The 26904-nt window shown below is 48.9% G+C and carries 24 protein-coding genes and 1 tRNA gene; 4 read left to right on the forward strand and 21 right to left on the reverse strand.

Annotated elements, in window-relative coordinates; genetic code table 11:
• Nucleotides 1–36 precede the first annotated feature (36 nt).
• The 11 genes from KEF85_RS00895 to speA form a co-directional block, all read right to left on the reverse strand.
• Nucleotides 37–612, reverse strand: a complete 576-nt coding sequence (locus KEF85_RS00895) for a UbiX family flavin prenyltransferase (protein WP_215582676.1) — start codon at nt 610–612, stop codon at nt 37–39.
• Nucleotides 613–620: 8 nt separating this feature from the next.
• The gene (pip, locus tag KEF85_RS00900) at nt 621–1562 is read right to left on the reverse strand and encodes a prolyl aminopeptidase (RefSeq protein ID WP_215582679.1); all 942 of its coding nucleotides are present in this window, start codon (nt 1560–1562) and stop codon (nt 621–623) included.
• A gap of 13 nt (nt 1563–1575) precedes the next feature.
• A complete protein-coding gene (gene dapE / locus KEF85_RS00905; protein ID WP_215582681.1) occupies nt 1576–2709 on the reverse strand; it encodes a succinyl-diaminopimelate desuccinylase in 1134 nt (377 codons plus the stop codon).
• Complete coding sequence (locus KEF85_RS00910) at nt 2706–3047, reverse strand: ArsC family reductase (RefSeq protein ID WP_215584925.1); 342 nt, start codon at nt 3045–3047, stop codon at nt 2706–2708. The genes dapE and KEF85_RS00910 overlap by 4 nt, the downstream gene beginning before the upstream one ends.
• 5 nt (nt 3048–3052) lie before the next feature.
• Complete coding sequence (locus KEF85_RS00915) at nt 3053–3295, reverse strand: hypothetical protein (RefSeq protein ID WP_215582683.1); 243 nt, start codon at nt 3293–3295, stop codon at nt 3053–3055.
• A gap of 458 nt (nt 3296–3753) precedes the next feature.
• Nucleotides 3754–4173 (reverse strand): BamJ family beta-barrel-assembly machinery protein, encoded by a 420-nt coding sequence (gene bamJ, locus KEF85_RS00920; RefSeq protein WP_246535086.1) that lies wholly within the window; start codon nt 4171–4173, stop codon nt 3754–3756.
• 219 nt (nt 4174–4392) lie between these two features.
• On the reverse strand, nt 4393–4977 hold the full coding sequence (locus KEF85_RS00925) for a transglycosylase SLT domain-containing protein (RefSeq protein WP_281413664.1): 585 nt from the start codon (nt 4975–4977) through the stop codon (nt 4393–4395).
• A gap of 364 nt (nt 4978–5341) precedes the next feature.
• Nucleotides 5342–5418 (reverse strand) — tRNA-Met (locus tag KEF85_RS00930).
• 191 nt (nt 5419–5609) lie between these two features.
• Nucleotides 5610–6935, reverse strand: a complete 1326-nt coding sequence (locus KEF85_RS00935) for a UDP-glucose dehydrogenase family protein (protein WP_215582689.1) — start codon at nt 6933–6935, stop codon at nt 5610–5612.
• Entirely contained in the window at nt 6936–7802 is an 867-nt protein-coding gene (locus tag KEF85_RS00940; protein ID WP_215584927.1) for an NAD(P)-dependent oxidoreductase, read from the reverse strand.
• Nucleotides 7803–7842: 40 nt separating this feature from the next.
• Nucleotides 7843–9690, reverse strand: a complete 1848-nt coding sequence (gene speA / locus KEF85_RS00945; protein WP_215582695.1) for a biosynthetic arginine decarboxylase — start codon at nt 9688–9690, stop codon at nt 7843–7845.
• Between the two features lie 61 nt (nt 9691–9751).
• On the opposite strand from speA, the gene speE reads away from it, so the two are divergent.
• The gene (gene speE / locus KEF85_RS00950; protein ID WP_215582696.1) at nt 9752–10597 is read left to right on the forward strand and encodes a polyamine aminopropyltransferase; all 846 of its coding nucleotides are present in this window, start codon (nt 9752–9754) and stop codon (nt 10595–10597) included.
• A gap of 71 nt (nt 10598–10668) precedes the next feature.
• On the opposite strand, the gene KEF85_RS00955 is transcribed toward speE, so the two are convergent.
• From KEF85_RS00955 to apaG, 3 genes are all read right to left on the reverse strand, one after another.
• Entirely contained in the window at nt 10669–11679 is a 1011-nt protein-coding gene (locus KEF85_RS00955) for a Gfo/Idh/MocA family protein (RefSeq protein ID WP_215582697.1), read from the reverse strand.
• A 1196-nt stretch (nt 11680–12875) separates the two neighbouring features.
• Nucleotides 12876–13706, reverse strand: a complete 831-nt coding sequence (locus KEF85_RS00960) for a symmetrical bis(5'-nucleosyl)-tetraphosphatase (protein ID WP_215582699.1) — start codon at nt 13704–13706, stop codon at nt 12876–12878.
• Nucleotides 13706–14083 carry a Co2+/Mg2+ efflux protein ApaG gene (apaG, locus tag KEF85_RS00965; protein ID WP_215582701.1) on the reverse strand — a complete coding sequence of 126 codons (378 nt, stop codon included), beginning with the start codon at nt 14081–14083 and terminating at the stop codon, nt 13706–13708. Before apaG ends, KEF85_RS00960 begins: the two co-directional genes overlap by 1 nt.
• A 181-nt stretch (nt 14084–14264) precedes the next feature.
• On the opposite strand from apaG, the gene mpl reads away from it, so the two are divergent.
• Nucleotides 14265–15614, forward strand: coding sequence for a UDP-N-acetylmuramate:L-alanyl-gamma-D-glutamyl-meso-diaminopimelate ligase (gene mpl, locus KEF85_RS00970; RefSeq protein ID WP_215584929.1), 1350 nt, complete (start codon nt 14265–14267; stop codon nt 15612–15614).
• Between the two features lie 68 nt (nt 15615–15682).
• Here the strand turns inward: mpl and KEF85_RS00975 are convergent, their stop codons facing one another.
• A complete protein-coding gene (locus KEF85_RS00975; RefSeq protein WP_215582704.1) occupies nt 15683–16291 on the reverse strand; it encodes a thiol:disulfide interchange protein DsbA/DsbL in 609 nt (202 codons plus the stop codon).
• A 24-nt stretch (nt 16292–16315) separates the two neighbouring features.
• The gene (locus KEF85_RS00980; protein ID WP_215582706.1) at nt 16316–16996 is read right to left on the reverse strand and encodes a c-type cytochrome; all 681 of its coding nucleotides are present in this window, start codon (nt 16994–16996) and stop codon (nt 16316–16318) included.
• A 513-nt stretch (nt 16997–17509) separates the two neighbouring features.
• Between KEF85_RS00980 and yihA the strand changes: the two genes are divergently transcribed.
• The gene (yihA, locus tag KEF85_RS00985) at nt 17510–18151 is read left to right on the forward strand and encodes a ribosome biogenesis GTP-binding protein YihA/YsxC (RefSeq protein ID WP_215582708.1); all 642 of its coding nucleotides are present in this window, start codon (nt 17510–17512) and stop codon (nt 18149–18151) included.
• Nucleotides 18152–18234: 83 nt separating this feature from the next.
• On the opposite strand, the gene polA is transcribed toward yihA, so the two are convergent.
• The 5 genes from polA to KEF85_RS16860 all read right to left on the reverse strand — a co-directional run bounded on the left by polA (nt 18235) and on the right by KEF85_RS16860 (nt 24592).
• Complete coding sequence (gene polA / locus KEF85_RS00990) at nt 18235–20949, reverse strand: DNA polymerase I (protein WP_215582711.1); 2715 nt, start codon at nt 20947–20949, stop codon at nt 18235–18237.
• Nucleotides 20950–21646: 697 nt separating this feature from the next.
• On the reverse strand, nt 21647–22621 hold the full coding sequence (gene sppA, locus KEF85_RS00995) for a signal peptide peptidase SppA (protein ID WP_215582719.1): 975 nt from the start codon (nt 22619–22621) through the stop codon (nt 21647–21649).
• A 4-nt stretch (nt 22622–22625) separates the two neighbouring features.
• Nucleotides 22626–23282, reverse strand: coding sequence for an HAD family hydrolase (locus KEF85_RS01000; protein ID WP_215582720.1), 657 nt, complete (start codon nt 23280–23282; stop codon nt 22626–22628).
• Nucleotides 23266–24225 (reverse strand): 23S rRNA pseudouridine(955/2504/2580) synthase RluC, encoded by a 960-nt coding sequence (gene rluC / locus KEF85_RS01005; protein WP_215582721.1) that lies wholly within the window; start codon nt 24223–24225, stop codon nt 23266–23268. The genes KEF85_RS01000 and rluC overlap by 17 nt, the downstream gene beginning before the upstream one ends.
• 232 nt (nt 24226–24457) lie before the next feature.
• Complete coding sequence (locus KEF85_RS16860; RefSeq protein ID WP_281413665.1) at nt 24458–24592, reverse strand: hypothetical protein; 135 nt, start codon at nt 24590–24592, stop codon at nt 24458–24460.
• Between the two features lie 46 nt (nt 24593–24638).
• Here KEF85_RS16860 and KEF85_RS01010 point away from each other — a divergent pair, with 46 nt between their 5' ends.
• A complete protein-coding gene (locus KEF85_RS01010) occupies nt 24639–26846 on the forward strand; it encodes an Rne/Rng family ribonuclease (RefSeq protein WP_215582722.1) in 2208 nt (735 codons plus the stop codon).
• The last annotated feature ends 58 nt before the right edge of the window (nt 26847–26904 follow it).

Raw genomic sequence — 26904 nt, forward strand, 5'->3', positions numbered from 1 at the left:
TCAACAAGGATGAGCTTGAATTCGGATCGTAATGGCTTACAAGCCATTCCAAGGCTTATACAACCCAGCCACTTCCAGGCCAAACATATCCAAAATCCGTCCCACCCCCTCATTTACCATGGCCGTTAAAGAATCGGATTTGTTATAAAACGCCGGCATCGGTGGATAAATAATACCGCCCATCTCAGTCACAGCGGCCATATTGCGAATATGGGCCAGATTCAACGGAGTTTCTCTGGGGATCAGCACGGTTTTCCGGCGTTCTTTCAAGGCCACATCCGCTGCTCGCGAAATCAGATTATCGCCAAAACCATGTGCCACTGCCGCCAGCGTTTTCATCGAACACGGTGCAATGACAATGCCTTCAGTCTTAAAAGAACCGCTGGCAATAGAAGCGGCAATATCATCAATGCCATGAGTGACATCCGCCAGCGCATACAATGTGCGCCTATCCATAGCCAGCTCGTACTTCAGATTCACCAGACCTGCCGCCGAAATCACCAGATGCGACTCCCAATCCGGCTGCGCGCGTAAAATCTCCAGCAAGCGCACCCCGTAAATCGCACCGGTTGCCCCGGTCATGGCAACCACCAAGCGTTTCTTATCTGCCATACAAAGCCCTATACCAGGTTAGCCATTTCATCGGTTGCCGCCACCAGGGCAGAGATCATTTCCTCGCCACGGGCAATGTGCCCGGCATTGGCCAGAATCTGCAAACGCGCCAGCGGCAAAGCCTGCTGCAACAACCAGCCGCTCTGCAATGGACAAGTCAAATCGTTTTGACCATGAATGATGATACAGGGAATTGCCGGCAAAGATTGGCAACCCGCCAGAATCTGATTTTCAGCCATAAAATAATCATGTTTGGCGTAATGTAGTTCCATACGCGCCTGCAACAAGTCTTGATCGCTAAGTTCGGTTGCATCAGGCTGAAAATCATTGCCCAGAGCCACTTTAGCCCCCCAGTTCAGCCATTGTTTGGCAACCTGTTTGGCCAGTTCAATATCGTTGCCAAACACACAATCACAAATCAGCTGGGCAAAATTGCCTGAATTATCCTGGGGCAGGCTGTCCAGCAAAGCTTGCCATTGCTGCGGATAAATATGATTAACCCCATGTCCGAGAAACCAGTCCATATCAGCACGCCGGGCCAGAAACACGCCGCGCAAAATCATGCCCAATACCCGTTCCGGGAATTGTTGGGCATATAATAAGGCCAAAGTCCCGCCCCAGGAGCCGCCAAACAGCAGCCATTGGCGAATGCCCAAACCCGCCCTGATCAATTCCAGATCAGCCAGCAAGTCCTGAGTGGAATTCTCGCGCAATTCGCCAAAGGGCTGGGATTTGCCGCAACCCCGCTGATCCAGCAGAATAATATGATAGCGTTCCGGATCAAAAAACCGGCGATGATCAGGCTTGGTGCCGGAACACGGGCCGCCATGCAGAAAAACCACCGGAATTCCCGCTGGATTGCCGGACTGCTCCACATAAACCCGGTGAATGTCACCCGCTTCCAGAAAAAATTCATGGAAAGGGCTAATCTCAGGATAAAAATATTTCATATACTGCAGGCGCTCAAGCCCGCACCAGTAAATTAATCAGCAACTGTTCGTAAATCCGGCTCAACGTTTCCAGCTCATCCAGACCAATATGCTCATTCACCTTATGAATACTGGCATTCAAAGGCCCAAGCTCAATCACTTGGGCGCCGGTTGGGGCAATAAACCGGCCATCAGAAGTACCGCCACCGGTATCATCCAGTGTTTCATAGCCACACACCGATTGAATCGCGGCGTGAGCTGCCGAAGTTAACTCTCCCGGCGCAGTCAAAAACGGCTGTCCAGACAGACGCCATTCCAGATTATATTTAAATCCGTATTTGTCCAGAATCGCCTGGGTGCGGCTCTTAATCAAAGCCTCATTCAGTTCAGTGCTGAAGCGCAGATTAAACTGAGCCTCCAATTGGCCGGGAATAATATTTTCCGCACCGGTACCGGCAGTGATATTGGAAACCTGCAAACTACTGGCTGGAAAAAACGCATTGCCCTGATCCCAAACCTCCTGACACAACTCAGTTAAAGCCGGGGCAAACCGGTGTATGGGATTTTCTGCCAACTCCGGATAAGCCACATGACCTTGAATGCCTTGCACCGTCAGTTTGGCGCACAAAGAACCGCGCCGGCCCACTCGTATCACATCACCGATTTTTTCAGTACTGGACGGTTCGCCGACCAGGCACCAATCTATTTTTTCCTGGCGCTGTTCCAGCACTTCCACCACTTTTACCACACCATGCGTGGCTATGCCTTCCTCATCACTGGTCAGCAGCACCGCAATCGAACCTTGATGGGCCGGATAACGCACCAAAAAGCGTTCCACAGCAGTCACAAACGCGGCAATACTGCCTTTCATATCCGCAGCCCCCCGTCCATACAAACGGTTATCGCGGATATGCGGCTCAAAAGGCGGCGATTGCCAGGCCGCTACAGGCCCAGTCGGCACCACATCGGTATGACCCAAAAACACAAACAGCGGCGCCTGCTGGCCACGGCGCAACCAAATATTTTGGGTATCGGCAAAATTCAGTTGCTCGGCCCGAAAATCCAGCTTGGTCAAACGCGCAGCCAGTAAATCCTGACAGCCGGCGTCTTCCGGGGTTACCGAAGCACGGCGGATCAGGTTTTCTAAAAGACTTAAGGTATCACTCATGATAAAACGGCATAAAGATCGGCAGAAAACCCGGCAATCAGCTGATTACCAGTATCCAGTATGGGGCGCTTGATTAGAGTAGGCATGTCCAGCATCAGCTCCAGCGCTTTTGCCTGGTTTAAATCGGATTTTTGCTCGGCACTGAGTTCCCGCCAGCTAGTGCTGCGCTGATTTAATACCGCATCCACCCCCAACCGGTCGATAAAATCCTGCAGCACAGCACGATCCAGGCCGTCCACCCGATAATCGTGGAAGCGATAAGGAATCTGCCGGCTTTCCAGCCAGAGCCGAGCTTTTTTAACGCTGTCGCAATTCTTGATGCCGTAAACAGTCCACATCAAGTTCAGGCATCTCCGGCCAACAACTCGTCCAGTTCAGGCAGAGATTTATCGGCTTTGGCGCGGGCTTTGTAAACATCCACAAACTCCATGAAAGCTTGTTCAAGATCGTCCAGAACCTCTTCCTCGTCAGTGATATCACCTTCCGGGATTTCGTCGGATTCCAGATAATCTTTTTGAATGGCAATTTCGCCGTTCAAGGAGAGTAGGGCAAGAATTAAGGCGTTATTGGAAATATTTTCAGGCATGCTGTATGTGCGGGTTAGGAAAGAGAAGGGGTGTTTTGTCGGTTGTAAACAGACACCATTAACGCAACGCAGTTCAACTATACGATAGAAATATCACACATTTGTGAAAAAACTGGTTTGCGCAAAAGATCATCTGCTCTGCCGAAATTCGAAAAACTCATGGTTGATAAAGGCTAATTCACTGAAATCGTTAAAATAAGCCAGTGTAACCGCCATCAGAATTCATTCTACCATTGTAACCCATTACCAGGCAGCGATGCCATTTTGATCTTGGTCGCAAGACTAGTGGTACACCAATGTTATATTGACGGATGAACTTTACCCATTGGCTGCCAGGACAACCCGGCAGCCAATCAAGCTAGCCGTCAAAGTAATGATGGTCAACCACTAGAGTGGCAGAGCAATAAAATGTTACTCCATCCCTTCAGTTATAAAAGGATGGAGTTCAAGCGCCCAACTTATTTAGCTTTGATCAATTCCACATCAAAAATCAAAGTTGAGTTAGGGCCAATATCCGGGCCGGCTTGGCGTGCGCCATAAGCCAGATTAGCCGGAATAAACAATCTGGATTTACCGCCTTCTTTAATCAGCTGCAAACCTTCGGTCCAGCCCGGAATAACCCGGTTTAATGGAAACGAAGCCGGTGCGCCGCGTTTATATGAGCTGTCAAAGACTTTGCCGTCGATAGTGGTGCCTTCATAATGCACCGTCACGGTATCAGTTGCTTTAGGGGTTGCGCCAGTGCCTTCGGTCAGCACTTGATATTGCAAACCGCTGGCAGTAGTGATCACGCCGGGTTTTTTCGCATTTTCGGCCAGAAAGGCAGTGCCGGCGGCCTGGTTTTCTTCCGGTGTGGTGGCATTGGCCATAGAGAACATCGCAAATCCTATTAAAAAAGCAATTAAAGTAGCGATAACACGCTGTTGAGTGTTTTTCACAGTGACTCCTTGAGTTGAATAAACTAAAAGTAACTATTCGTGTTTATGCCTATCAAGATAAGCCATAAACCCAGCGTCTATGCCCAAACTTAATGCACATCAAACTTCGTTGCGTTGGACTCCATGCCAAGCAAACCGCATAGCTACCCTATCAGTTTATCAGTTTTCCGCTTCCAATTCCTGACGACAGCCAGACAATTGTCCGTCATACATCACCGCACGCTGTTGAGTTTTTTGTGCAGTGTTCAACAGCCATTGCTTAGGCCGGTAACTGCTGTTTTGAAACCCCTTATGGCCTTCGTGATAACTTAAATACAAGTTTTTGGTATCGTTCAGCGCCAAACCCAATCTCTGATGGCTGATACTGCAATACCAAGCCACAAAATCACAACTGTCGCCAAAATCTTCCCGGTCAGCCCAACTATTGCCGCTGGCTTTCTGATACTCCGCCCAAGCCTCATTCTTAGCCTGCGGATAACCATAAGCACTGCTGGAGCGAAACCAGGGAATAAACCCCAAAATCAGCGGTCGGGGCGGCTGCGCATCGGCCACGAACCGGGATTCCTGATAAATAATCGCCATCTGCACCGCAATCGGCGCCCCCCAGCGCCGTGCCGCGCTGAGGGTATAGCCATACCAGTCATCCTTCTCACGAAAAATTTGGCAAACATCCTCTATATGCTTGGGTGGTGTAGATGCACAGGCTGATAATAGCGTTAAGCAGATCAGGATTAAGGAATGCATTTTCATCGCAACAGAGCAGGGAGCAAAGTGTGGCCAGTGTTAGTAATTATAGCCTGAAAGGTGGCTAAAGCTTGGGATGGGGAAATGAGCTAAGCATGCAAGGCGGCTTCGGCCAGGCCAACCACCAAAACCGCGCGGGCGTTTGATGTTCAACCATCGCGAAAACACCCTGCGCGGGACTGCTATAACCTAAGACATCGCAGCGTAGTCTTTATAAAAGCAGGGTCAGAGCGATTCAACAATGTCCTGTCCTGCGCTTGAGCCAAAATTAACCTATTGCCGTGTAAGTAAAACAACAGCCCACGCAAAACCAATAGGCAACAAAAAAGGCCTAGGTCATTAAACCTAAGCCTTTAATTTTGTCTGGTAGCGGGGGCAGGATTTGAACCTACGACCTTCGGGTTATGAGCCCGACGAGCTACCAAGCTGCTCCACCCCGCGATTGATCTAAACATTATGTCATCAAAATAGCGGAATAGCAAGTTGTTTTTAAAATTGAGATAAAGATGCTGCCATCTTTATCTCAAATCGACTGTAATACAACGTCTTGCAACTTAATAGCTTTAACAGTCCTCAACAAAGCTTGACCTGTATCTCTTGTAGCGATTTAGCCAACCCAGGCCAAAGCCTGCTTAGGGACGGCCAATGGCGTAGTATTCCAAGCCATTTTGTCTTACGTGTTTAGGGTCATACATATTCCGGCCATCGAAAATCACTTTGTCTTTTAACAGCAGACTCAATTGTTCGAAGTTCGGGCTGCGGAATTGCTTCCATTCAGTCACGATAATTAAAGCATCTGCCGCTTTTAGGGTATCGTCCTGATTATCAACATACTCAAGGCCCGCCGGCTGGTCACCATAAATCCGCTTGGCTTCGTGCAGCGCTTCAGGGTCATAAGCCTGTACTTTGGCGCCGGCAGCGATTAAAGCGTCGATTACCACTCTACTAGGCGCTTCACGCATATCATCGGTATTGGGTTTGAACGCCAAGCCCCACAGCGCAAACACTTTGCCTTGTAAGCTGCCTGAATAATGCGCGGTAATTTTCTCGAATAAACGTAGTTTTTGTCTATCATTCACATTTTCAACAGCGCTCAGCAACTCGGCATTGTAGCCATAATCCCGCGCAGTTCTTTCCAGAGCTTTTACGTCTTTAGGGAAGCAAGAGCCGCCGTAGCCGCAACCGGGATAGATGAAGCTATAGCCGATACGACTGTCGGAACCGATGCCATGGCGGACATTTTCAATGTCCGCACCCAGGCGTTCAGCCAGATTTGCCAATTCGTTCATGAAGCTGATTTTAGTCGCCAGCATGGCGTTCGCCGCGTATTTAGTCAATTCGGCGGAACGAATGTCCATGGCGATTAAACGGTCACGGCTGCGATTGAAGGGCGCATAAAGTTCTTTCAATAATTCAGCCGTTCTAGGATTATCGGTACCGACAATAATCCGGTCAGGTTTCATAAAATCGTCAAGCGCAGAACCTTCTTTCAAGAACTCAGGGTTGGAAACCACATCAAATTCCAGTTGCTCGCCACGTTTGCCTAATACCTCTAAAACCGTATTTCTCACTTTATCGGCAGTACCCACCGGAACCGTAGATTTATCGATAATGACCTTATATTCGGTCATGTGCTCAGCAATGCTTTTGGCAACAGCCAGCACATATTTAAGATCCGCAGAGCCGTCTTCGTCAGGTGGAGTGCCAACCGCAACAAATTGAAACAAGCCAAAGTCAATGGCTTCTTTGGCATCAGTGGTGAAATGTAAGCGTCCGGCAGCTTGATTGTCCTTGACCATTTCTTCCAGGCCAGGCTCATAAATCGGAATAATACCTTGTTTCAGCTGGTCAATTTTACGTTGGTCAACGTCCATGCACATAACCTGATTGCCGACATCTGCTAAACATGCGCCGGTGACCAAACCAACATAACCACTGCCAAATACAGTTATTTTCATCTACAAATCTCCTTGTGAGTTATTGAATTTTTGTTTCAAACGAAACAGCGCCGAAATGTCTTCGTCGCCGAAACCTTTTGCCATCAAATTTGCGTAATCGGTCAGCGTTGCTTCAGTTAACCGGCAATCAATAGCGGATTGTTGAGCCATCTCGCGGCAAATCAACAGATCTTTATGATGTAAAGCCAATTTGAAGCCAGGCTTAAAAATACCTTGGATCATGGTTTTGCCGCGATGTTGTAGAAACCAGTTGCCGGCGGCACCTCCAGAAATGATATCAATAACTTTTTCTAAATCCAGATGCTGCCCAACCGCAAAGGCCAGGGCTTCGCAAACTGCCTGATTGATACCGGCTGCCATAATTTGATTAACCGCCTTGCAAGCTTGTCCGGCACCGCTATCGCCCATATGTTCTATTCTTGCTGCAATCACTTCCAGCCAGGGTTTTACTTGGGCCAAAGCCATTGCATCCCCGCCAACCATCATTGCCAGAGTACCTTTATTTGCCCCTTCCACACCGCCCGATACAGGCGCATCAAGAAAACAGGCCTGTTTTTCACTTAAAATGGCTGCCGCTTGCCTAGCTGTCACACTGCTGATAGTCGAGGTATCAATCACCACCGTACCAGGCTTAATGGATAAAGCCAAGGCAGACACCACCTCCAGAACGTCCCGGTCCGCTGAAACGCAAATAAAAATTATCTCCGTGTCAGCCGCCAAGGCCTGCGGACTGGCATAAACATTCACGTTAAACTCGGTGGTTTTGCCCGGGCTGCGATTGTATACCCCATGCAGATAACCCTGCCGGGCTAAATTATGCGCCATTCCGCGTCCCATGGCTCCCAAACCGATAAAGCCGACTCTCATCATATCAGCACCTGAAATCTTGTCTAGTTTTCTGCGCTACTCACTTCTCAAGATAAGTATAGGCATTTAAGCCGGTTAGCAGTTCTTGTTGAAATAACAGCTTTTGTTGCGGGGTTAATGCGCTATCGTCCAGTTTGTGTTGATAAGCGGTTTTTAGAGTTTCAGTATCAATATGCACATAATCCAGTAACTCACTGACATTTTCACCCAACATAAAATCGCCAAACCGATAACCGTCAGGGCTAAGTTCGATATTAATGGAATGCGTATCACCAAACAGATTATGCATATCGCCCAAAATTTCCTGATAAGCGCCCAGCATAAAAAAACCTAATAAATAGGGTTGTTGCAAATCAATGTGGTGCAAAGCCAAAGTATTGCTGATATTCTGCTGATCAACATACTGGTCGATACGGCCATCCGAATCACAGGTCAAGTCTTGCAACACCGCCCGAATGGTGGGTTGCTGATCCAGTTTATGGATCGGCATGATAGGGAAAATCTGATCTATACCCCAGATATCCGGCATGGATTGAAACAGCGAAAAATTGCAAAACACCTTATCCGCCAATTTTTCCTCCAGTTCCAGAGCAATCTCCCGATGTTGATGATTATCCAGATTCAGATTGCCCTGGATATGCCGGCAAATGCCGATATAGTGTTGTTCAGCTGCAGCCAGTTCAGTTAATGTCAAATCGCCCTGTACAAACTCAGCGCGGGCTTCAGAAATAGCAAATTGGGCATTATGATAAGTTTCCGCTACATTCAGTAAAGCCAATTCACTATTAGCCGGTTCACCCTGCAGGCATTCAACCTCAGTCACATTGGTAATCATCACCGCATGATGAGCAGTAATGGCTCGGCCAGATTCAGTAATAATATGAGGATGCGGTAACTCAAACGCCTGACAGGTTTCGGCAAAACTGCGCACGATATTCTCGGCATATTCTGCCAGACTATAGTTGATGGAACATTCCCGCCGTGAACCGCTGCCATCATAATCCACACCCAGGCCGCCGCCGGCATCCACCGTGGAAATTTTGGCACCCAGTTCATGCAGTTGCACATAAAATTGACCGGCTTCCTTAAGGGCCAGTTTTATATCGTGGATATTGGCAATCTGCGACCCCATGTGAAAATGCATCAACTGTAAACAATCCAGCAAATTAACTTCCCGCAGCCGGGCCAGCAATTGCAGGATTTCACAGGCATGCAAGCCGAATTTGGATTTCTCACCGCCACTATTCTGCCATTTACCGGAACTGATGGTGGATAAGCGTACCCTCACACCCAATTGCGGCTGTACGCCAAGTTTAGCGGCTTCCTCAATAATGATTTCCAGCTCGGAAGGCTTTTCAATCACAATAAACACCCGCAAGCCCAGCAACTGGCCCATCAGCGCCATGCGAATATAAAAACGATCCTTATAGCCGTTGCAAACAATCACACCACCTGGTTTTGCCAAGCCCAGAATGGCCAAAAGCTCCGGCTTACTACCGGCCTCCAGGCCGATGCCGTCCGCACAAACAATGCTTTCCACCACATTGCCCTGTTGATTGACTTTGATAGGGTAGACCGGGGTATAAAGCCCCTGATAGGCATGTTGACGGCAGGCATCGGTAAAAGCCTGTTGCAGTCTGCGAATCCGGTCTCCCAAGATATCAGTAAAGCGCACCAGTACCGGAAACTGTAAACCTCTGTCCTGTAAAGCCTGAGCAATCTCAAATAAATCAATTTCAGTGGCATTGCCTGATTGCGGTTTAATGCAAACATTGCCTTGATTATTGATAGAAAAATAACCATCGCCCCATTGCTGAATAGCATAAAGTTGCTTTGATTGTTCAATCGACCATTGCTGTGCTTCCACCCATGCTCCCAAGCCCGTCATAAAGAAGCCTAAATTCTAAAGTATAATAGCCTAGCTTATATGACTTTTTTAGGACAACATCATGCTAGACGATCAATGGTTTAGTGAAGCAGTCAGTTCCGATGGCTCTGCATTCTCACTCAAAATCAAGCGTAAACTCCACGAAGAACAATCAGAATTCCAGTTTCTGGAAATATATGAGACCGAACATTTCGGTAATCTGATGGTGATCGATGGCTGTACCATGGTTTCCACCCGTGATAACTTTTTCTATCACGAAATGATGAGTCACCCGGTTTTATTTACTCATCCCAACCCGAAAAGAGTCTGGATTATCGGTGGCGGCGATTGCGGTACCCTGAAGGAAGTACTCAAACATCCAAGTGTAGAACAAGCCGTGCAAATCGATATCGACGAGCGGGTAACCCGATTAGCGGAAATTTATTTTCCGGAATTGTGCGAATCAAACCACGATCCGCGAGCGGAACTCAAATTTATTGACGGTATTAAATGGGTAAAAGATGCCGCGCCGAATAGCGTTGATATCATCATCGTCGACAGCACCGATCCGGTCGGCCCCGCAGAAGGCCTGTTTTGTGCCGAGTTTTACCGTGATTGTTTTAACTGTCTCAGCGAAAACGGCATTGTCGTGCAGCAAAGCGAGTCCGCCCTGTTCCACATGAAAATTCTGGCCGAAATGCGCGGCGAAATGCAGGCTGCCGGTTTTAACCATCAGCAAACCGTATTTTTCCCACAATGTCTGTATCCTTCCGGCTGGTGGAGTGCCACTATGGCCAGTAAAACCGACTTATCGGTTTTCAGAGAACAGGATGCCGCCAACAAAAGCTTTGAAACCGTTTATTACAACCGGGATATTCACAAAGCCAGTTTGGCCATGCCGGAGTTTTTCAAAAAAGCCTTTGCTTAACTCAGACACAATAGCCTGAATGAGAGGCGGATTTACCAGTCTGGGAATCCGCCCTGCCTGCGGCAAGGGGTTTAAATCACAACGCGCTGACCACTGGCTGCTGCCTGTATAGCGGCAACGATAATTTGGCAGTTTTCTCTGGCATCACTTAGCGCCAGGCCAGGTGCTGAATCGTTTAACACGCAATCAGCAAAATGTTCGACTTCCAGCCGGAAATGATTAGCGGCAGGCAAGCGCTCCTCGCTTTGCCGGCCATCTTCATTCCACCAGGAAATAATCGGCACATCGCCGGGTAATTGCCAGACGATATGGCATTTAATGCCGCCCTGAGTGCCAACGATTTCATATTCGCAGCGTCGGGCACGGGCAAAACTGAAATCAAATTGGGCAAATTTACCGTCGCCAAAATCCAGCACACCGCTGCTGGCTATATCCGCACCACTTTCCACATAGCTGGCCTGTGCCGTGACAGCCACCGGCAGGCCGGAAAAAAATTGGCGTAGCGAATGGATCGCGTAACAGCCGATGTCCCACATCGCCCCGCCGCCGTGTGACACATCCTCAGCCAGGCGATACAGACGGGCCGGACGCATCATAAAAGAAAAGCTGGCGCGTACCGAGCGAATTTCGCCAATCAAACCAGCAGCAATCAGCTCTTTAACACGCTGATGCTGCGGATGAAAACGGTACATAAAACCTTCCATAACCTTAACATTATAGCGTCGGGCCGCCGATTCAATCGCATCGACATCAGCCACAGTCAAGGCCAGTGGTTTTTCGCATAACACATGCTTGCCCTGGGCAATAGCGTGTAAAGTCCACTCAGCGTGTTCTTGATTGGCCATCGGCACATAAAGCGCCTGGATACGCTCATCACTCAGCAAAGCATCAGGATCATCATAGTAACTGACCCCGGTCGTGCCGGGCGCGTATTTCTGCAGCACTTCCTGAGCTGCGCCGGGCCGGCGGCTGGCAATCGCCACCAGTTCCGAATTTTTGGCTTCGACTATGGCAGGCAGCATACGCTCATTAATACGCGCAGCGCCCAAGATACCCCAGCGCAGTTTGGCTTGATTATTCATAGTAACCCTCTCGTACAAATTTGTATTCAGCGTACAAGAGCCCCTTTTAAAAAGCAATGTTTGCGTTAATAATTGATACCTCAGCTTAAACCAACCAGATCGCAGCGTAGCCTTGATCAAGGCAGAGTCAGCAGAATTCAACAAAACCCTCACCACACCCTCATTCGCGCCAACCACGTAGCCCGGATGCAGCGCAGCGGAATCCGGGGAATCGAAGCCCAATACACTTGCCACAGCTAGAACCAAGCATTAAGGCATCGTCTTAATTTTAAAATCCAACGCCAGACAGGTTAAATGTCAATATCCGCACCGACTCACAAACACCTCTTTTCGCGCCAAGCAAGTAGCCTGGATGCAGCGCAGCGGAATCCGGGAATCGAAGCTAATACGCTTTCCATAGCTAGAACCAAGCATTAAGGCATCGTCTTAATTTTAAAATCCAAAGCCAGACAGGTTAAATGTCAATATCCGCACCGACCACAAAACACCCTCATTCGCGCCAAGCAAGTAGCCCGGATGCAGCGCAGCGGAATCCGGGAATCGAAGCCAATACACTTGCCACAGCTAGAACCAAGCATTAGGGCATCGTCTTAATTTTAAAATCCAAAGCGAGACAGGTTCAATGTCAATATCCGCACCGACCACAAAACACCCTCATTCGCGCCAAGCAAGTAGCCTAGATGCAGCGCAGCGGAATCCAGGAATCGAAGCTAATACACTTGCCACAGCTATAACCAAGCATTAAGGCATCGTCTTAATTTTAAAATCCAAAGCCAGACAGGTTCAAAGTCAATATCCGCACCGACCACAAAACACCCTCATTCGCGCCAAGCAAGTAGCCTGGATGCAGCGCAGCGGAATCCGGGAATCGAAGCTAATACACTTGCCACAGCTATAACCAAGCATTAAGGCATCGTCTTAATTTTAAAATCCAAAGCCAGACAGGTTCAAAGTCAATATCTGCACCGACCACAAAACACCCTCATTCGCGCCAAGCAAGTAGCCCGGATGCAGCGCAGCGGAATCCGGGAATCGAAGCCAATACACTTTCCACGGCTCGAACCAAATATTAAAGCGTCGTTGTCCCTAAAGCCAATTAATCTGGAAACGCTGCCCTCCTCAACGATAGCAATGAAGCATTTCCCCAAAAGTCTCAGACCAAGGAGCCCGATAGCGATGGCCTGTTGCCGCGTGAATTAATCAAATTCCAGCGGGTTTTGGCTGGCCTGACAATCAATACTAATCCGTTGCGGTTCATCAGCCAGCTTCAATGCCGTTAACTGACCGCCCCACAGACAGCCGGTATCGATCGAATAACAATTAAAGCCCTGATAAAACCCCAAGGTTGACCAGTGACCAAAGATGATACGCATATCCAGGCTTTGCCGGCCCGGTACCGCAAACCAGGGCAGGTATCCTGCCGGTTGGCTGCCGGGTGCGCCTTTACTGCTAAAATCAAGTTCTCCGGCAGCTGTGCAAAAACGTAAACGGGTAAAACAATTCACGGCAAAGCGCAAACGCTCAGTTTTCGGTAAGTCATCCCGCCAGATATTGGGCTGATTTCCGTACATGGCTTTAAAAAAATCCAGATAATCTACGCCCTGCATAGCTTGTTCGGTTTCCAGAGCCAGTTTGCGGGTCAGGGCAAAATCCCATTGCGGCGGTAAACCGGCATGCAACATACAGAACTGCTCATTGTAGTAAAACAGTGGCTGTTGTCTCAGCCAGTGAATCAATTCCTGACAATCCGGGGCTTTTAAAATGTGCTGTAAAGTATCTTTTTTGGACGATTTAACCTGTAAAATCACCGTCGCCAACAAATGCATATCATGATTGCCCAGTACCGTAATAGCCGCGCCGCCCAGCCCTCTGACAAAACGCAGAGTTTCCAGCGAATGTGGGCCGCGATTGACCAGATCACCGGCCAGCCAGAGCTGGTCATGCCCCGGATCAAATTTAATCTGGTCTAATAGGCGGCGAAACTCAGCGTAACAACCCTGGATATCACCAATCGCATAAATCGCCATCAGTGCAAAATACGCGGAATGGATAAGGTAAACTTGGGGATAGGCGCTTTAAAGCTTTCGCCGTTATCAGACAGCATTTGATATTTGCCCTGCATCACGCCCACCGGAGTTTCTATCATGGCGGCACTGGTATAACGAAATGAATCGCCGGGGTGCAAATATGGATGCTCACCCACTACCCCTTCGCCGTTCACCTCCTGAATCTTACCGTTAGCATCGGTAATCAACCAGTGGCGGGTCATCAGTCTGGCTGGTGTAGCACCCACATTGGTAATAGTGATAGTGTAAGCAAATACATACCTATTTTGTTCGGGTGAGGATTGCGCCTCTATATAATAGGGCGTAGCCTCGACTAAAATTTTATTTTTTTCGCTCATGGCGGAGTCATGTGGCTGATAAACTGGATATTTCAACGTAAGTTAGCGCTAAACGCAAGATCAACGTCCGGTATAATAACCCTACACTGGATATAGCTGGAAATATACAGCAATCCGTCGGCTAAAAAATAAAATTTATGCATGCCAAACCCACAAAACCATGAGTCAACAGTCTAAACCTTTGCACATTCACATATTAGGTATCTGCGGTACTTTTATGGGTGGACTGGCCCTAATTGCCCGTGAATTAGGCTATACCGTCAGCGGTTCGGACCAGAATGTCTATCCGCCCATGAGTACTCAATTGCAGGAACAGGGAATTAGCCTAATGAACGGCTATAAAGCCGAAAATCTGGATATTAAGCCGGATCTGGTGGTGATAGGCAACGCCTTGTCGCGCGGTAATCCGGAAGTGGAAGCTGTGTTAAATCGTGGGCTGCACTATGTATCCGGCCCGCAATGGCTGGCGGAACATGTATTGCAGGATCGCTGGGTATTGGCCGTGGCAGGGACGCACGGTAAAACCACTACCACCAGCATGTTAAGCTGGATTCTGGAATATAACGGCTTTAAGCCCGGTTTTTTAATTGGCGGAATTCCGTTGAACTTTGGTATCTCTGCCCGGCTGGGCGAGTCGGATTTCTTTGTTATCGAAGCCGACGAATACGATTGCGCTTTCTTTGATAAACGCTCCAAATTCGTGCATTACCGGCCGCGCACCTTGATTCTCAATAATCTTGAATACGATCACGCCGATATTTTCGAGAATCTGGATGCCATCAAAAAACAATTTCATCATTTACTGCGTACCGTGCCGGGCGAAGGCCAGATCATAGCCCCAGTGGTTGATCCGCATATCAGCGATGTGCTGGCCCAGGGTTGCTGGACCCCGGTAGTCACTACCGCAATCGGTGAGACCGCCGATTGGCAAGCCGAGTTATCGGCAGCAGACGGCAGTCAATTCGGCGTCAGCTTTCAGGGCCAGTTCCAGGGCCAGTTACACTGGTCACTCAATGGCCGGCATAATGTCTACAACGCCCTGGCAGCCATAGCCGCTGCCAGACATATCGGAATTCAGGCAGCCGCTGCCATCCAGGCTTTGCACCACTTTGAGAATGTCAAACGCCGGATGGAAGTTATTGTCAAACGTCAGGGCATAACCGTCTATGACGACTTTGCCCATCATCCCACCGCCATTAAAACCACCCTGGACGGCTTGCGCAAACAAGTGGGGTCAGCCAGAATCATAGCCATCGTCGAGCCGCGTTCCAACACCATGCGTCTGGGTGTGCATACCCAATCACTGGCCGAATCGCTGGCCGAAGCCGATGACGCCATCATCTACCAGCCAGACAACCTGGGTTGGGATTTAAGCAGCTTATTACAATACAACCAGAATATCCGGATCATCGATAATCTGGATGCCATAATAGGCTTGGTAAAAGCAGCAGCCGGCACAGAAAGCCATGTGCTGTTGATGAGTAACGGCAGTTTTGGTGGAATTTACCGGCGTCTGGCCGAAGAGGTCTAGCCCACTGATTGCAGTGCCGGGAACGCCTGGGTTAGTCACACCAACCCAGGCTGAAAGCAGCCAACAGCTTATTTGGCCTGACTTTCCAGTTTAATCAGCTCGTTAGCAACTGGCAGCATATTGTCCTGAGATTTGGCTGAAGGCCCGGTAACCCGGTACTTGCCGTTGATAATCAAAGTCGGTACGCCGGTAATACCATAACGCGGCCCCAGGCTTTCCGCCTGACGCATTTTCGCGTCAACCGCAAAAGAATTGTAAGCCGCCCGGAAGTCTTCATCTTTCACGCCATGTGCAGTAAAAAATGCCGCCAACTCATCTTCGGTAGCCAGTTTTTGCTTTTTATTCTGTACAGCATCAAATAAATCGGCATGGACTTTATCCAGAATACCCAAAGATTCGGCAGTAAAAAATGCTTTGGCATGTTTGCCCCACAAATCGCTAAAAATGGCAGGCTGACGCTTAAACTCCACATTGGCCGGTTTGGTTTTTAACCATTCACTGACCGCAGGTTCAAAATGGTAGCAATGCGGACAGCCGTACCAAAAAAACTCGATGACTTCAATTTTGTCCGGGTTCTGTACAGGCTGAGCCGGGCTCAGTGTTTCATAGCCGGCATCAGCATGTGCTTGGCCGGCAGCTAAAAGGCAATATCCCAAAAAGGCTAAAATTTTCAACATGATAATGCTCCCTGATTATCAAATTTATTTTAAAGTGGAAATGTAGTAAGCAACCGCTTTGATTTCCTGATCACTCATTTTTACCGCAATCATGTGCATCATGTTTTCTTTGCTTTTGCTGCGTACACCGGTTTTGAAATCGGAAAGAGTCTTAATCAGATAATCGGCATGTTGAGAATGCAGAGCCGGGAATGCCGCCGGCTTATTACCTTCAGCGTAAGGGCCGTGACAGGCGACACAGGCAGAAACAGCCGTGGCCAGATTACCGTTGCGATATAAATCACTACCCTGAGCAATCAGCGTGGTCAATTCAGCTTTTTTCTGGTCGTCCGTTTTGGCCGGCGCATCATCATCGTCATCGCTGACTGGCAACACAGGTGGCGGATTAGCAGAGATTTTGCTGTTTGCATAGTATTCGGAAATTTCATCAACCGCCTGATCGTCCAGGCCGGCAGCCAAAGCCGCCATCATTGGCGATATCCGGGCGCCAGATTTAAAGGCTTGTAATTGTTTAACCAGATAGGCTTTATGTTGACCGGCCAGTTTTGGAAAACCGGGCATTTGGCTATTACCATCTTCGCCGTGGCAGCCGGCACAGGATGCGGCTTTGGCTTTACCGGGGCCGGCATTACCTTGAGCGCCGGCAATGCCGGGTGCAGCCAGCAGCGCAAAAGAAATGGAGACAGTCAGCAGTGTTTTTATCATTATGGACCCCTGTGAGGAATATTAATCAATGTAATCAGTAAGTATTGTTTTTAGTAACTATTCAGCGTCCAAGTATCACTTTAAAAAACAGGCAGTAGTAGGATGCGCTAAACGCAGTGCAGCGCATCATTCGAAGCTGAATGCTTATTTAAAAAGGATCATCCAAATTTAGGCTGAATAATTATTTTTTTATACGTCACCGGTCGCTAAGACAGTTAGTGACTTATTTTTTATCTATCGGATAGTTCCCGGCGTAAGCCAATAAACTGCTCTCCCTATTTGCAAAAGGGCAGGGGATTTTTCTATGGTCAGGTACTCAGCCAAACCATTTCCAACTAAACCAAGTCCAACGGGAACCTCTGTCAAACCATTACTTCCCCGTCGCTACGGCCTCCTTCCGCAGCCCGATTTACTGCAAAAATGTATTAAACACGCTAATCCAAGCCTATAAAGCCGATCAGTCGCTATAATAGACCGATTCTAACCGATTTATTTTCACTTAGCGAGATAGCGATGAATCCAGTGTACCACCAGGCCAAATTCATCTGCAGTGCGCCCCGCCTCAAGGACGCACCACCAGATCAGGGCATGGAGATTGCTTTTGCCGGCCGCTCCAACGCCGGCAAGTCTAGCGCCATTAACACGCTGGTGCAGCAAACTGCTCTGGCGCGGGTCAGCAAAACGCCGGGCCGCACCCAGTTACTGAACTTTTTTGAGCTGGATGCCAAACGTAAACTGGTGGATTTACCGGGCTACGGTTATGCCAAAGTGCCGGAAGCCGTCAAGCGGGATTGGCACGCCATGATGGAAACATATCTGCACGAACGCAAAGCCTTGAGCGGCATCGTACTGGTAATGGATGTTCGTCATCCGCTCACCGAGTTTGATTGGCAACTGGTCAGATGGTGTGAACACGCCAAATTACCTTTGCATATTCTGCTCACCAAGGCCGACAAATTAAATTTTGGCGCGGCCAAAAATACCTTGTTGAAAGTCCAGCGTGATTTAAGCGAAGTCAGTGTGGTGATAAGTTTGCAGTTATTTTCCTCATTGAAAAAAACCGGCACCAAAGAACTGCACAAATTACTTGATGAATGGTTTCTGTTTTCCCAAAACAGCAAGCAAGCCCCAGCCATCGACACCGATATTGCCTGATATATAAAATGTCCAGCGTAGCCAGGATGCAGCGATAGCGGAATCCGGGAATCACATTGCCTGACAACTTGGGTAGCAAAGCATTAATGCGCCTCATCCCAGTTCAGGCCGCTTCCCACGTCCACCACCAGCGGTACATCCAGCTCAGCCGCCGCACTCATAATCCGGCGAATATTGGCAATGCAGTCCTCTAATTGAGCGTCCGCCACTTCAAACACCAGTTCGTCATGCACCTGCATAATCATTTTTAAATCCGCCCCACTGTGGTATATCCACTGATCGCAAGCCAGCATGGCGCGTTTGATAATATCGGCGGCACTGCCCTGCATAGGGGCGTTAATGGCGGTACGTTCGGCATATTGGCGTTGGGCCGGATTGCGGGCATTGATATCAGGCAAATACAGGCGGCGGCCAAACAGCGTTTCCACATAACCTTGCTGCCGGGCCAGTTCGCGGATATTATCCATATATTGCTTCACCCCTGGATAACGACTGAAATACAAATCAATATACGATTGAGCTTGATTGCGCGACATGCCCAACTGCTGAGCCAGGCCAAATGCCGACATACCGTAAATCAGACCAAAATTAATGGCTTTGGCGGAACGGCGTAAATCATGAGTCACCTGATCCAATGCCACACCGAATACCTCCGCTGCAGTGGCGCTATGCACATCCACCCCTTGCGAAAAAGCCGCCAGCAGGCCGGCATCACCGGACAAATGCGCCATGATACGCAACTCAATCTGCGAATAATCGGCCGCCACCATGGCATAGCCGGGCGGTGCAATAAAAGCCTGACGAATTTTTCGGCCTTCTTCACTACGAATCGGAATGTTTTGCAGATTGGGGTCACTGGAAGATAAACGTCCGGTAGCCGCCACCGCTTGATGATAAGAAGTATGCACCCGACCGGTTTTGGCATTGACCTGTTGCGGCAATTTATCCGTATAAGTCGATTTCAACTTACTCAGGCTGCGAAAATCCAGAATCAGTTTAGGCAAAGGGTAGTCTAACGCCAGCTCCTGCAGTACAGATTCATCGGTAGACGGTTGGCCTTTGGGGGTTTTCTTCAAAACCGGCAAATTCAGACGGTCATACAAAATTTCCTGTATCTGCTTCGGCGAGCCCAGATTGAATACCGATCCAGCCAAATCATGCGCCTGCTGTTCCACGCTGATCATGCGCTGAGCCAGTTCCAGACTTTGCTGGGCCAACATGGCGCTGTCTATCATCACCCCGTTGGCTTCAATACGGGTTATCACGCCAAGCAAGGGAATTTCTATATCATTATATAAAGCCCACAAGCGCGGGTGTTGTTGCAGTTGTTCAGACAGGGTTAGATGCAAACGCAGGGTAATATCGGCGTCTTCGGCGGCATATTCAGCGGCCTGTTCGACAGCTACTTCCTGAAAACCGATTTGCTTGGCGCCCTTGCCGGCAATATCCTCATAATGTATGGTGTCCACGCCCAAATAATGCTTGGCCAGATCATCCATATTATGTTTACTGGCCGTGCTGTTCAACACATAAGATTCCAGCATAGTGTCGTGACGAACACCGCGCAAAGTAATGCCATGATTGCTCAGCACATGGGCATCGTATTTTAGGTTCTGACCAAGTTTGGCCTTGGCTTCGTCCTCCAGCAGCGGCTTTAAGCGGTTTAAAATAGCCTGACGCTCAAGTTGAACCGGAGCATCGGTATATTCATGCGCCAGCGGCACATAAGCCGCCTGTCCGGCTGTCACCGCAAATGACACGCCAACAATTTCGGCCTCGCTATAATTCAGGCTGGTGGTTTCAGTATCAAAGGCAAACAACTCGGCCTGCTCAAGTCTGTTCAACCAGCTATCAAACTCAGTCTGTTCCAGAATCAATTGATAATCTTTAACTGGCACAGCCGGAGCCGGTGCTGGGGTTTGCGGCTGAGCGCTGCCGGTTTCGTTCAGGGTTTTCAGCCAACTGCTAAAGCCCAGATTACCCAATTGCTCGCGCAAGCCGGCAATATCCGGCTCGCGGCGTTTCAAATCCGCCAAGGAATAATGCAAAGCTACATCACATTTAATCGTGGTCAAAGTACGGGATAAGGGTAATTGCGCCAGACTGCTGCGCAAATTCTCGCCTATCTTGCCCTTAATCTGATCAGCATGTGCCATCAGATTGTCCAAATCACCGTATTCCTGCAACCATTTAGCGGCGGTTTTCGGCCCAACTTTCGGCACGCCGGGAATGTTGTCAACCGCATCGCCCATCAAGGCCAGATAATCAATAATCTGTTCCGGTTTCACCCCAAATTTGTCTATCACGCCTTGAATGTCCAGCACACTATTGGTCATCGTGTTTTCCAGAGTGATCTGCTCCGTCACCAATTGCGCCATATCCTTGTCGCCGGTGGAAATAATCACCTCCAAGCCCTGCCGGGCTGCATTCTGGGCCAGACTGCCCAACACATCATCCGCTTCCACACCGTTTTCAATAATTAAAGGCAAACCCAGAGTACGGATCAAATCATGCAGCGGCTGAATCTGCACTCTTAACTCATCCGGCATTGGTGGCCGGTGAGATTTATATTCATCATATAAATCATGCCGAAAAGTCTTGCCCGGCGCATCAAACACCACCGTAAAATAAGGCGTATTGTAATCACTGATCAATTTACGCAACATATTGGATACCCCGTAAATGGCGTTAGTCGGTTCGCCACGGGCATTAGTCAACGGCGGCACGGCATGAAAAGCGCGAAACAAAAACGACGAGCCATCAACGAGTATCAGTTTTGGGGCAGCAGAATCGGACATTTGCAGTCTGTAGGCATAGGTTAGGTTGGCGGCAACGATACAGGGCCAGGGGGCTGGGTGCAAGTGGATATTGTTGCCGCAGGGGATGTTGGCTAAGACTTTACCAGGAAATTTTTGTCACTATTCAGCCTATTGAAAAGTAGTCTCGTAGCCTCGATGCAACGCAGTGGAATCGAGGAACATCGAAGCAGATTGCCCCAAAAATCCAATAGGATGTTTCAAAGCCGTTTACTCAAATCACTTAAACGTCAAAACCTCAATTTCGCAACGCTGAATCGAGGCTACTCTGAATAGTTACAAATTTCTTAGTCATGTAGGGTGGCTTCGCCGCCAGGCAAGCCATCAAAACTTCGCGGGTGTTAGGTGTTTAGCTATCGCAAAAACACCCAGCGCAACGGGCTAGCATAGCCTGCATCATCACGCCCCGTAGCCTCGATGCAACGCAGTGGAATCGAGGGATTCGCAGCGTAGCCTTAATCAAACCAGGGTCAGCGCAATTCAACAATGCCCTCTACCGCTTGAGCCAAAATCAATTATTAACCCAAACGTAGCCTTAAAAAACACCCAGCTGTAGGATGCACTAAACGCAGGGCAGCACATCATTTCAAGCTAACTGATTGTTTAAAAAGGTCATACAATATTATGCTGAATAATTACCAATTCATTTAAGATTTGTATCAATAGCGCAGTCACTTCGCTAATTCAAACCATCCAGTTTCAACATGCTGCCGATACTATGCCCAAAACTTGCGCCCAGTTTGCCGGCCAAACGATCCAGCAAATGTTCCTGCGGAGTAAAATTGACCTTTTGTTCAGTACCCAATACATCGCGGGCCACCGAATCGATACTGCCGAAATCATCGGCCAAACCCAGTTTCACACCATCGGTACCAGCCCAGACCAGTCCGGAAAATAATTGCCCGGCATCGGCTGCCTTGATTCGATCGCCACGGCTTTCCCTAATCGCCGTAATGAATTGCTGATGCACTTCATCCAGTTGGGTTTGCATGTGCAGGGCCTCCTCCTTTTTCACCGGCGAAAAAGGATCCAGTAAGGCTTTGTGGGTACCGGCGGTCAGCAGGCGGCGCTCAATGCCCAGTTTATCCATCACATTAGTAAAGCCAAAGCCGTTCATGATCACACCAATAGAGCCTATCAGGCTGGATTGACTGACATAGATTTTGTCACTGGCTGCCGCCACGTAATAACCGCCTGATGCACAAATATCAGCCACCACGCTATAGAAGGGCAGATCAGGGTGGAGTTTTTTCAGACGTTTGATTTCTTCGTAAATATAGGCAGATTCCACCGGACTGCCGCCAGGTGAGTTGATGCTCAAAATCACCCCCAGCGTGTTTTTATCTTTGACGGCATCCTGCAGACCGGCAATCACTGTTTTAGCCGTGCTGTCCTCGCCGATCACACCGTGCACATCGACAATGGCGACATGTTTTTTATCCCCGTTGCTCATATCCCCACTAAATTCCGGATATATCGAGAAAGCCAGAATCGCGCTCAGATAGCCAAATGCCAGCAGTTTAAAAAAGATACCCCAGCGTCGGGCCTTTTTTTGTTCTTGCAGGGCGGCCAAGGCCAGATTTTCAATTAGCTGTCTTTCCCAACCGCTTGCCTGGGTTTCGGCATGTTGTTCTTGATCCTGATGGTTTGTCACTCGGTTAAGCCTCGTTAAATAATTCCAGTAAATCGGTAGGATAATCCAGACAAAATAAAGGCTGGTATTGTTCTAAAATATCGGCAGAATGTGCGCCGCAGGTCACGCCAACTGCGGCTATGCCGGCATTGAGCGCCATCTGCAAATCGTGTATCGAATCACCTATCATCAAGGTACGCTGCTTATCAATACCCAGTTCCGTCACAATTTCATTCAGCATTAGCGGATCGGGTTTGGATGCGGTCTGATCAGAGCTGCGCGTGGTGCAAAACAAATCGCTTACTTGGCAAGCCTGCATCACCTGTTGCAAACCGGTGGATTTTTTCCCGGTCGCTACAGCCAGACGGTAGCCGCTTTCGCGCAATTGTTGCAGCATTTCATACACGCCCGGAAACAGGTCGGCGCGGCTGATTAACCGGGACGAAAAAGTCCGGCTATATTGTTTGACGATCAATTGGCGTTTGGTCTCATCAACATCCGGAAATAAGGCGGCTATGGCGTTTTCAATACTCAAACCAATGATGTCCTTGGCGGCTTGGGTCGGCGGCACCGGGCAGTCATATTGTTCGGCAGCCTGTTGGATACAATGCACTATCCAGTCCACCGAGTCCATCAGCGTGCCGTCCCAGTCAAAAATAATTAAATCAAAGCGGTTTTTCATGGCTGAGTAAAAGTTCCAAATCTTCTGGTAATGGGGCGTTAAAACTTAAGGCTGCGCCAGTGACCGGATGGGCAAATTGTAATTGTTCGGCATGTAAAAATAAGCGTTTATGGCCGCGCTTTTTAAAGGCCTTATTGGTGGCATCGTCACCATAGCGGTCATCGGCTATGATAGGGTGGCCCAACCAGGCGGCATGTACCCTAATCTGATGGGTTCTGCCGGTTTTAGGGGCCGCATGAACCAAAGTGGTATCCTGAAACTGTTTTAAGCGGGTAAACAGCGTTTCGGCAGATTTTCCGGCTTGACTAACCACGACCATGCGTTCGCCGCCGTTCTGGATATTTTTCAACAAAGGCACATCCACCACCTGTTTTTTATGCTTGAACTGGCCGGCCAGCAGGGCCAGATAAGTTTTGCGTATGCCGTCCCCTCTGAACAACTCGTGCAGCAGTTTCAGCACCGAACGCTTTTTGGCGATCAACAGACAGCCGGATGTTTCCTTATCCAGCCTATGCACCAGCTCCAGAAATTTCTGCTGAGGTCTGATCTGGCGCAAGGCCTCAATCACGCCGGAATTGATGCCGCTGCCGCCATGCACAGCAAAGCCGGCAGGTTTGTTTAACACGATAAAGCCATCGTCTTCGTAAATGATGTGGTTTTCCAGGCTGTATTTCAAACTGGGCTGGACAATAATGTCAGCCGGTTTTTCCGCCACTCTTACCGGTGGAATACGCACAATATCGCCAATTTCCAGCTTGTAGCTGACATCGGCCCGGCCTTTATTGACTCGTACCTCGCCTTTGCGGACCAGCCGGTATATTCGGGTTTTGGGCACACCTTTAAGATAGCCAATCAGGAAATTATCCAGGCGTTGTTCGTGGTTTGCCTCGGTTATCTCCAGCCAATGGACTTGTGAATTAATCTGGTTTTCTGGGTTCTTCATGTGACAAATGATAACAATATATCGCCAAGCATGGTTTAAAATTGCTGCCATGAGCAAAGCTTGTTATATTAGGATGGTCTATCCTCGGATTGACTTCGGATTATAAAAATTTAGACACTAGATGTTCGGGTATTTATACCCTTACTAACCTAAGAATTTTTCGGGTTTTATCACTCAGCCCATGATGAGTGACCTGCATCCTTTGAATAGAGTTCGGTATAACAGATTTCCCCTAATTCAAGCGCCCGTCCCGGTAAGCACAACCCCTTACCGCTTCCAGAAAACGAGCATGATAGCTGTTTTTTTCACGCTGGCCGCTGACAATAAAAATTTGGGAAACCACGCCGCCTTTATCTGCGACAATCAAGCCTGTTTCATCTCTAGATTGGATGCATAGAATACAAGGAATAATAATGAAAAGAATGCTTATCAATGCCACGCAGGCCGAAGAGCTGCGTGTTGCTTTGGTAGATGGTCAGAAACTTTACGATTTCGACATCGAAGTTCCTTCAAAAGAACAAAAAAAATCAAATATTTATAAAGGTATTATCACCAGAGTAGAGCCCAGTCTTGAGGCGGCCTTCGTCAATTACGGCGCAGAAAAACACGGCTTCTTGCCTTTAAAGGAAATTGCTCCGCAATACCGCAGTCATGATACTGAAGATGGTAAGCCGGCCGGTAAAGCCAGTGTCCGGGAAGGCCAGGAAATTGTGGTTCAGATCGAAAAAGAAGAACGCGGCAACAAAGGTGCGGCCTTAACCACCTATATCAGTCTGGCCGGCACCTATCTGGTGTTAATGCCCAATAATCCCAAAGCCGGCGGTATTTCCCGACGTATCGAAGGCGAAAACCGTAGCGAATTGCGTGAAACCATGGCGGCTCTGGAAATACCGGACACTATGGGCTTAATCATCCGCACAGCCGGTTCCGACAAAAATGTCGAAGAACTGCAATGGGATCTAAATTACCTGATGCAACTGTGGGAAGCCATCGACCGCTCCAGTTCCGAACAGACCGCACCGTTTTTAATCTTTCAGGAAAGCAATGTCATTATTCGGGCATTACGCGATCATTTACGCGGTGATATCGACGAAATCCTCATCGACCAGGAAGCCTCATTCAAGCTGGTGCAAAACTTCCTGAAACAAGTGATGCCGCACAATCTGCATAAAGCCAAACTTTATCAGGATAGTGTGCCCTTGTTCAGCCGTTACCAGATCGAAACCCAGATCGAGATGGCCTATAAGCGCGAAGTCACCCTGCCATCGGGCGGCTCTATCGTCATAGACCACACCGAAGCACTGACCTCTATCGATATCAACTCTGCCCGTGCCACCAAGGGTAGCGATATCGAAGAAACCGCACTCAATACCAATCTGGAAGCGGCGGATGAAATTGCCAGACAATTGCGTCTACGCGACCTTGGCGGTTTATTTGTCATCGATTTTATCGATATGATGTCCAATAAGAACCAGCGCGATGTGGAAAACCGGTTGCGCGATGCCTTAAAAATCGACCGGGCCCGGATCCAGATTGGCCGCATTTCCCGGTTCGGCTTGATGGAAATGTCCAGACAGCGCCTAAGACCGTCATTGGGCGATTCCACCCAGCTAACCTGTCCGCGTTGTAAAGGTCAGGGCACCATCCGTAATGTCGAATCAGTCACGCTGGCCGTGTTGCGTCTGATTGAAGAAGATGCCATGAAAAAAGGTACCGAGCGCGTCATTGCTCATTTACCGATAGATTGTGCGACCTTTTTACTCAACGAAAAGCGCGCAGCCATCCAGGAGCTTGAGGCTCGTTTAGGCGTCAGCATCGTAGTATTGCCCAGCAAACATCTGGAAACCCCGTCCTACGACATAGAGCGCATTAAATCTCTGGAGGGTCTGGAAGATAAAGCCAGCCATCAGCATATCAAGGAAGAAGATATCAGCGTCCCGGAATTCGCCAAACAGGCCGGACCCAAATTCGAAAAAGCCGCTGTAAAAGAGTTTCTGCCCGATGCCCCGGTACCAGTACAAAACAAAAGAACCTCAACCAGTCTGATTCAGCGGTTCTGGCAAAAACTGATAGGCAAAACCATAGAAGCTGATATCAGCGAAAAACCCGCAGCCAATAGCGAAGAAAAACCCAAACAGGGTCGCAACAATAATCGTAAAGACAGAGTTGCCGGTCGCAATGGCAAGCGCCATAAACGTAACCCCAACCCCAATAATCCGAACAATCCCAATGCAGCGGTGGAAAACCCAAATCCTCAGGAAGCCAAGCCGCAGACGGAAAATAGCGGGGCAGTCGAAACTGCTGCCAAACCGGCTAATAATCCGGCTGGGACGCAGGAACGTACTTCGCGCCGTGGCCGTAATCGCCGCCGGCCGCGTAATGCCGGAGACAGAAAACCGGATGCCAATAGCGGCGTAGAGGGTAATCATCAGCATCAGGATAGACCGGTAAACGTCAATAATCATGGCGAAAACGAAACCAGACAGCAGGCAGGTACCAGTTACGCCTATGAGTTTGCCGAACGCACCCAAAAATCCGAACAGCCGGCAGCACAACCAGCCGCTGAAACTTTCCGTCCCGAGCCGAATACCCGGCCAACGGGTACCGATTCCAGCGATTAATTCAAATGACTGCGTTAATTTAGATTCGGGGTAACTATTCGGCGCCCAAGCCTTTAAA

The organism is Methylomonas paludis (assembly GCF_018734325.1).
In the GTDB taxonomy this organism is placed as follows: domain Bacteria; phylum Pseudomonadota; class Gammaproteobacteria; order Methylococcales; family Methylomonadaceae; genus Methylomonas; species Methylomonas paludis.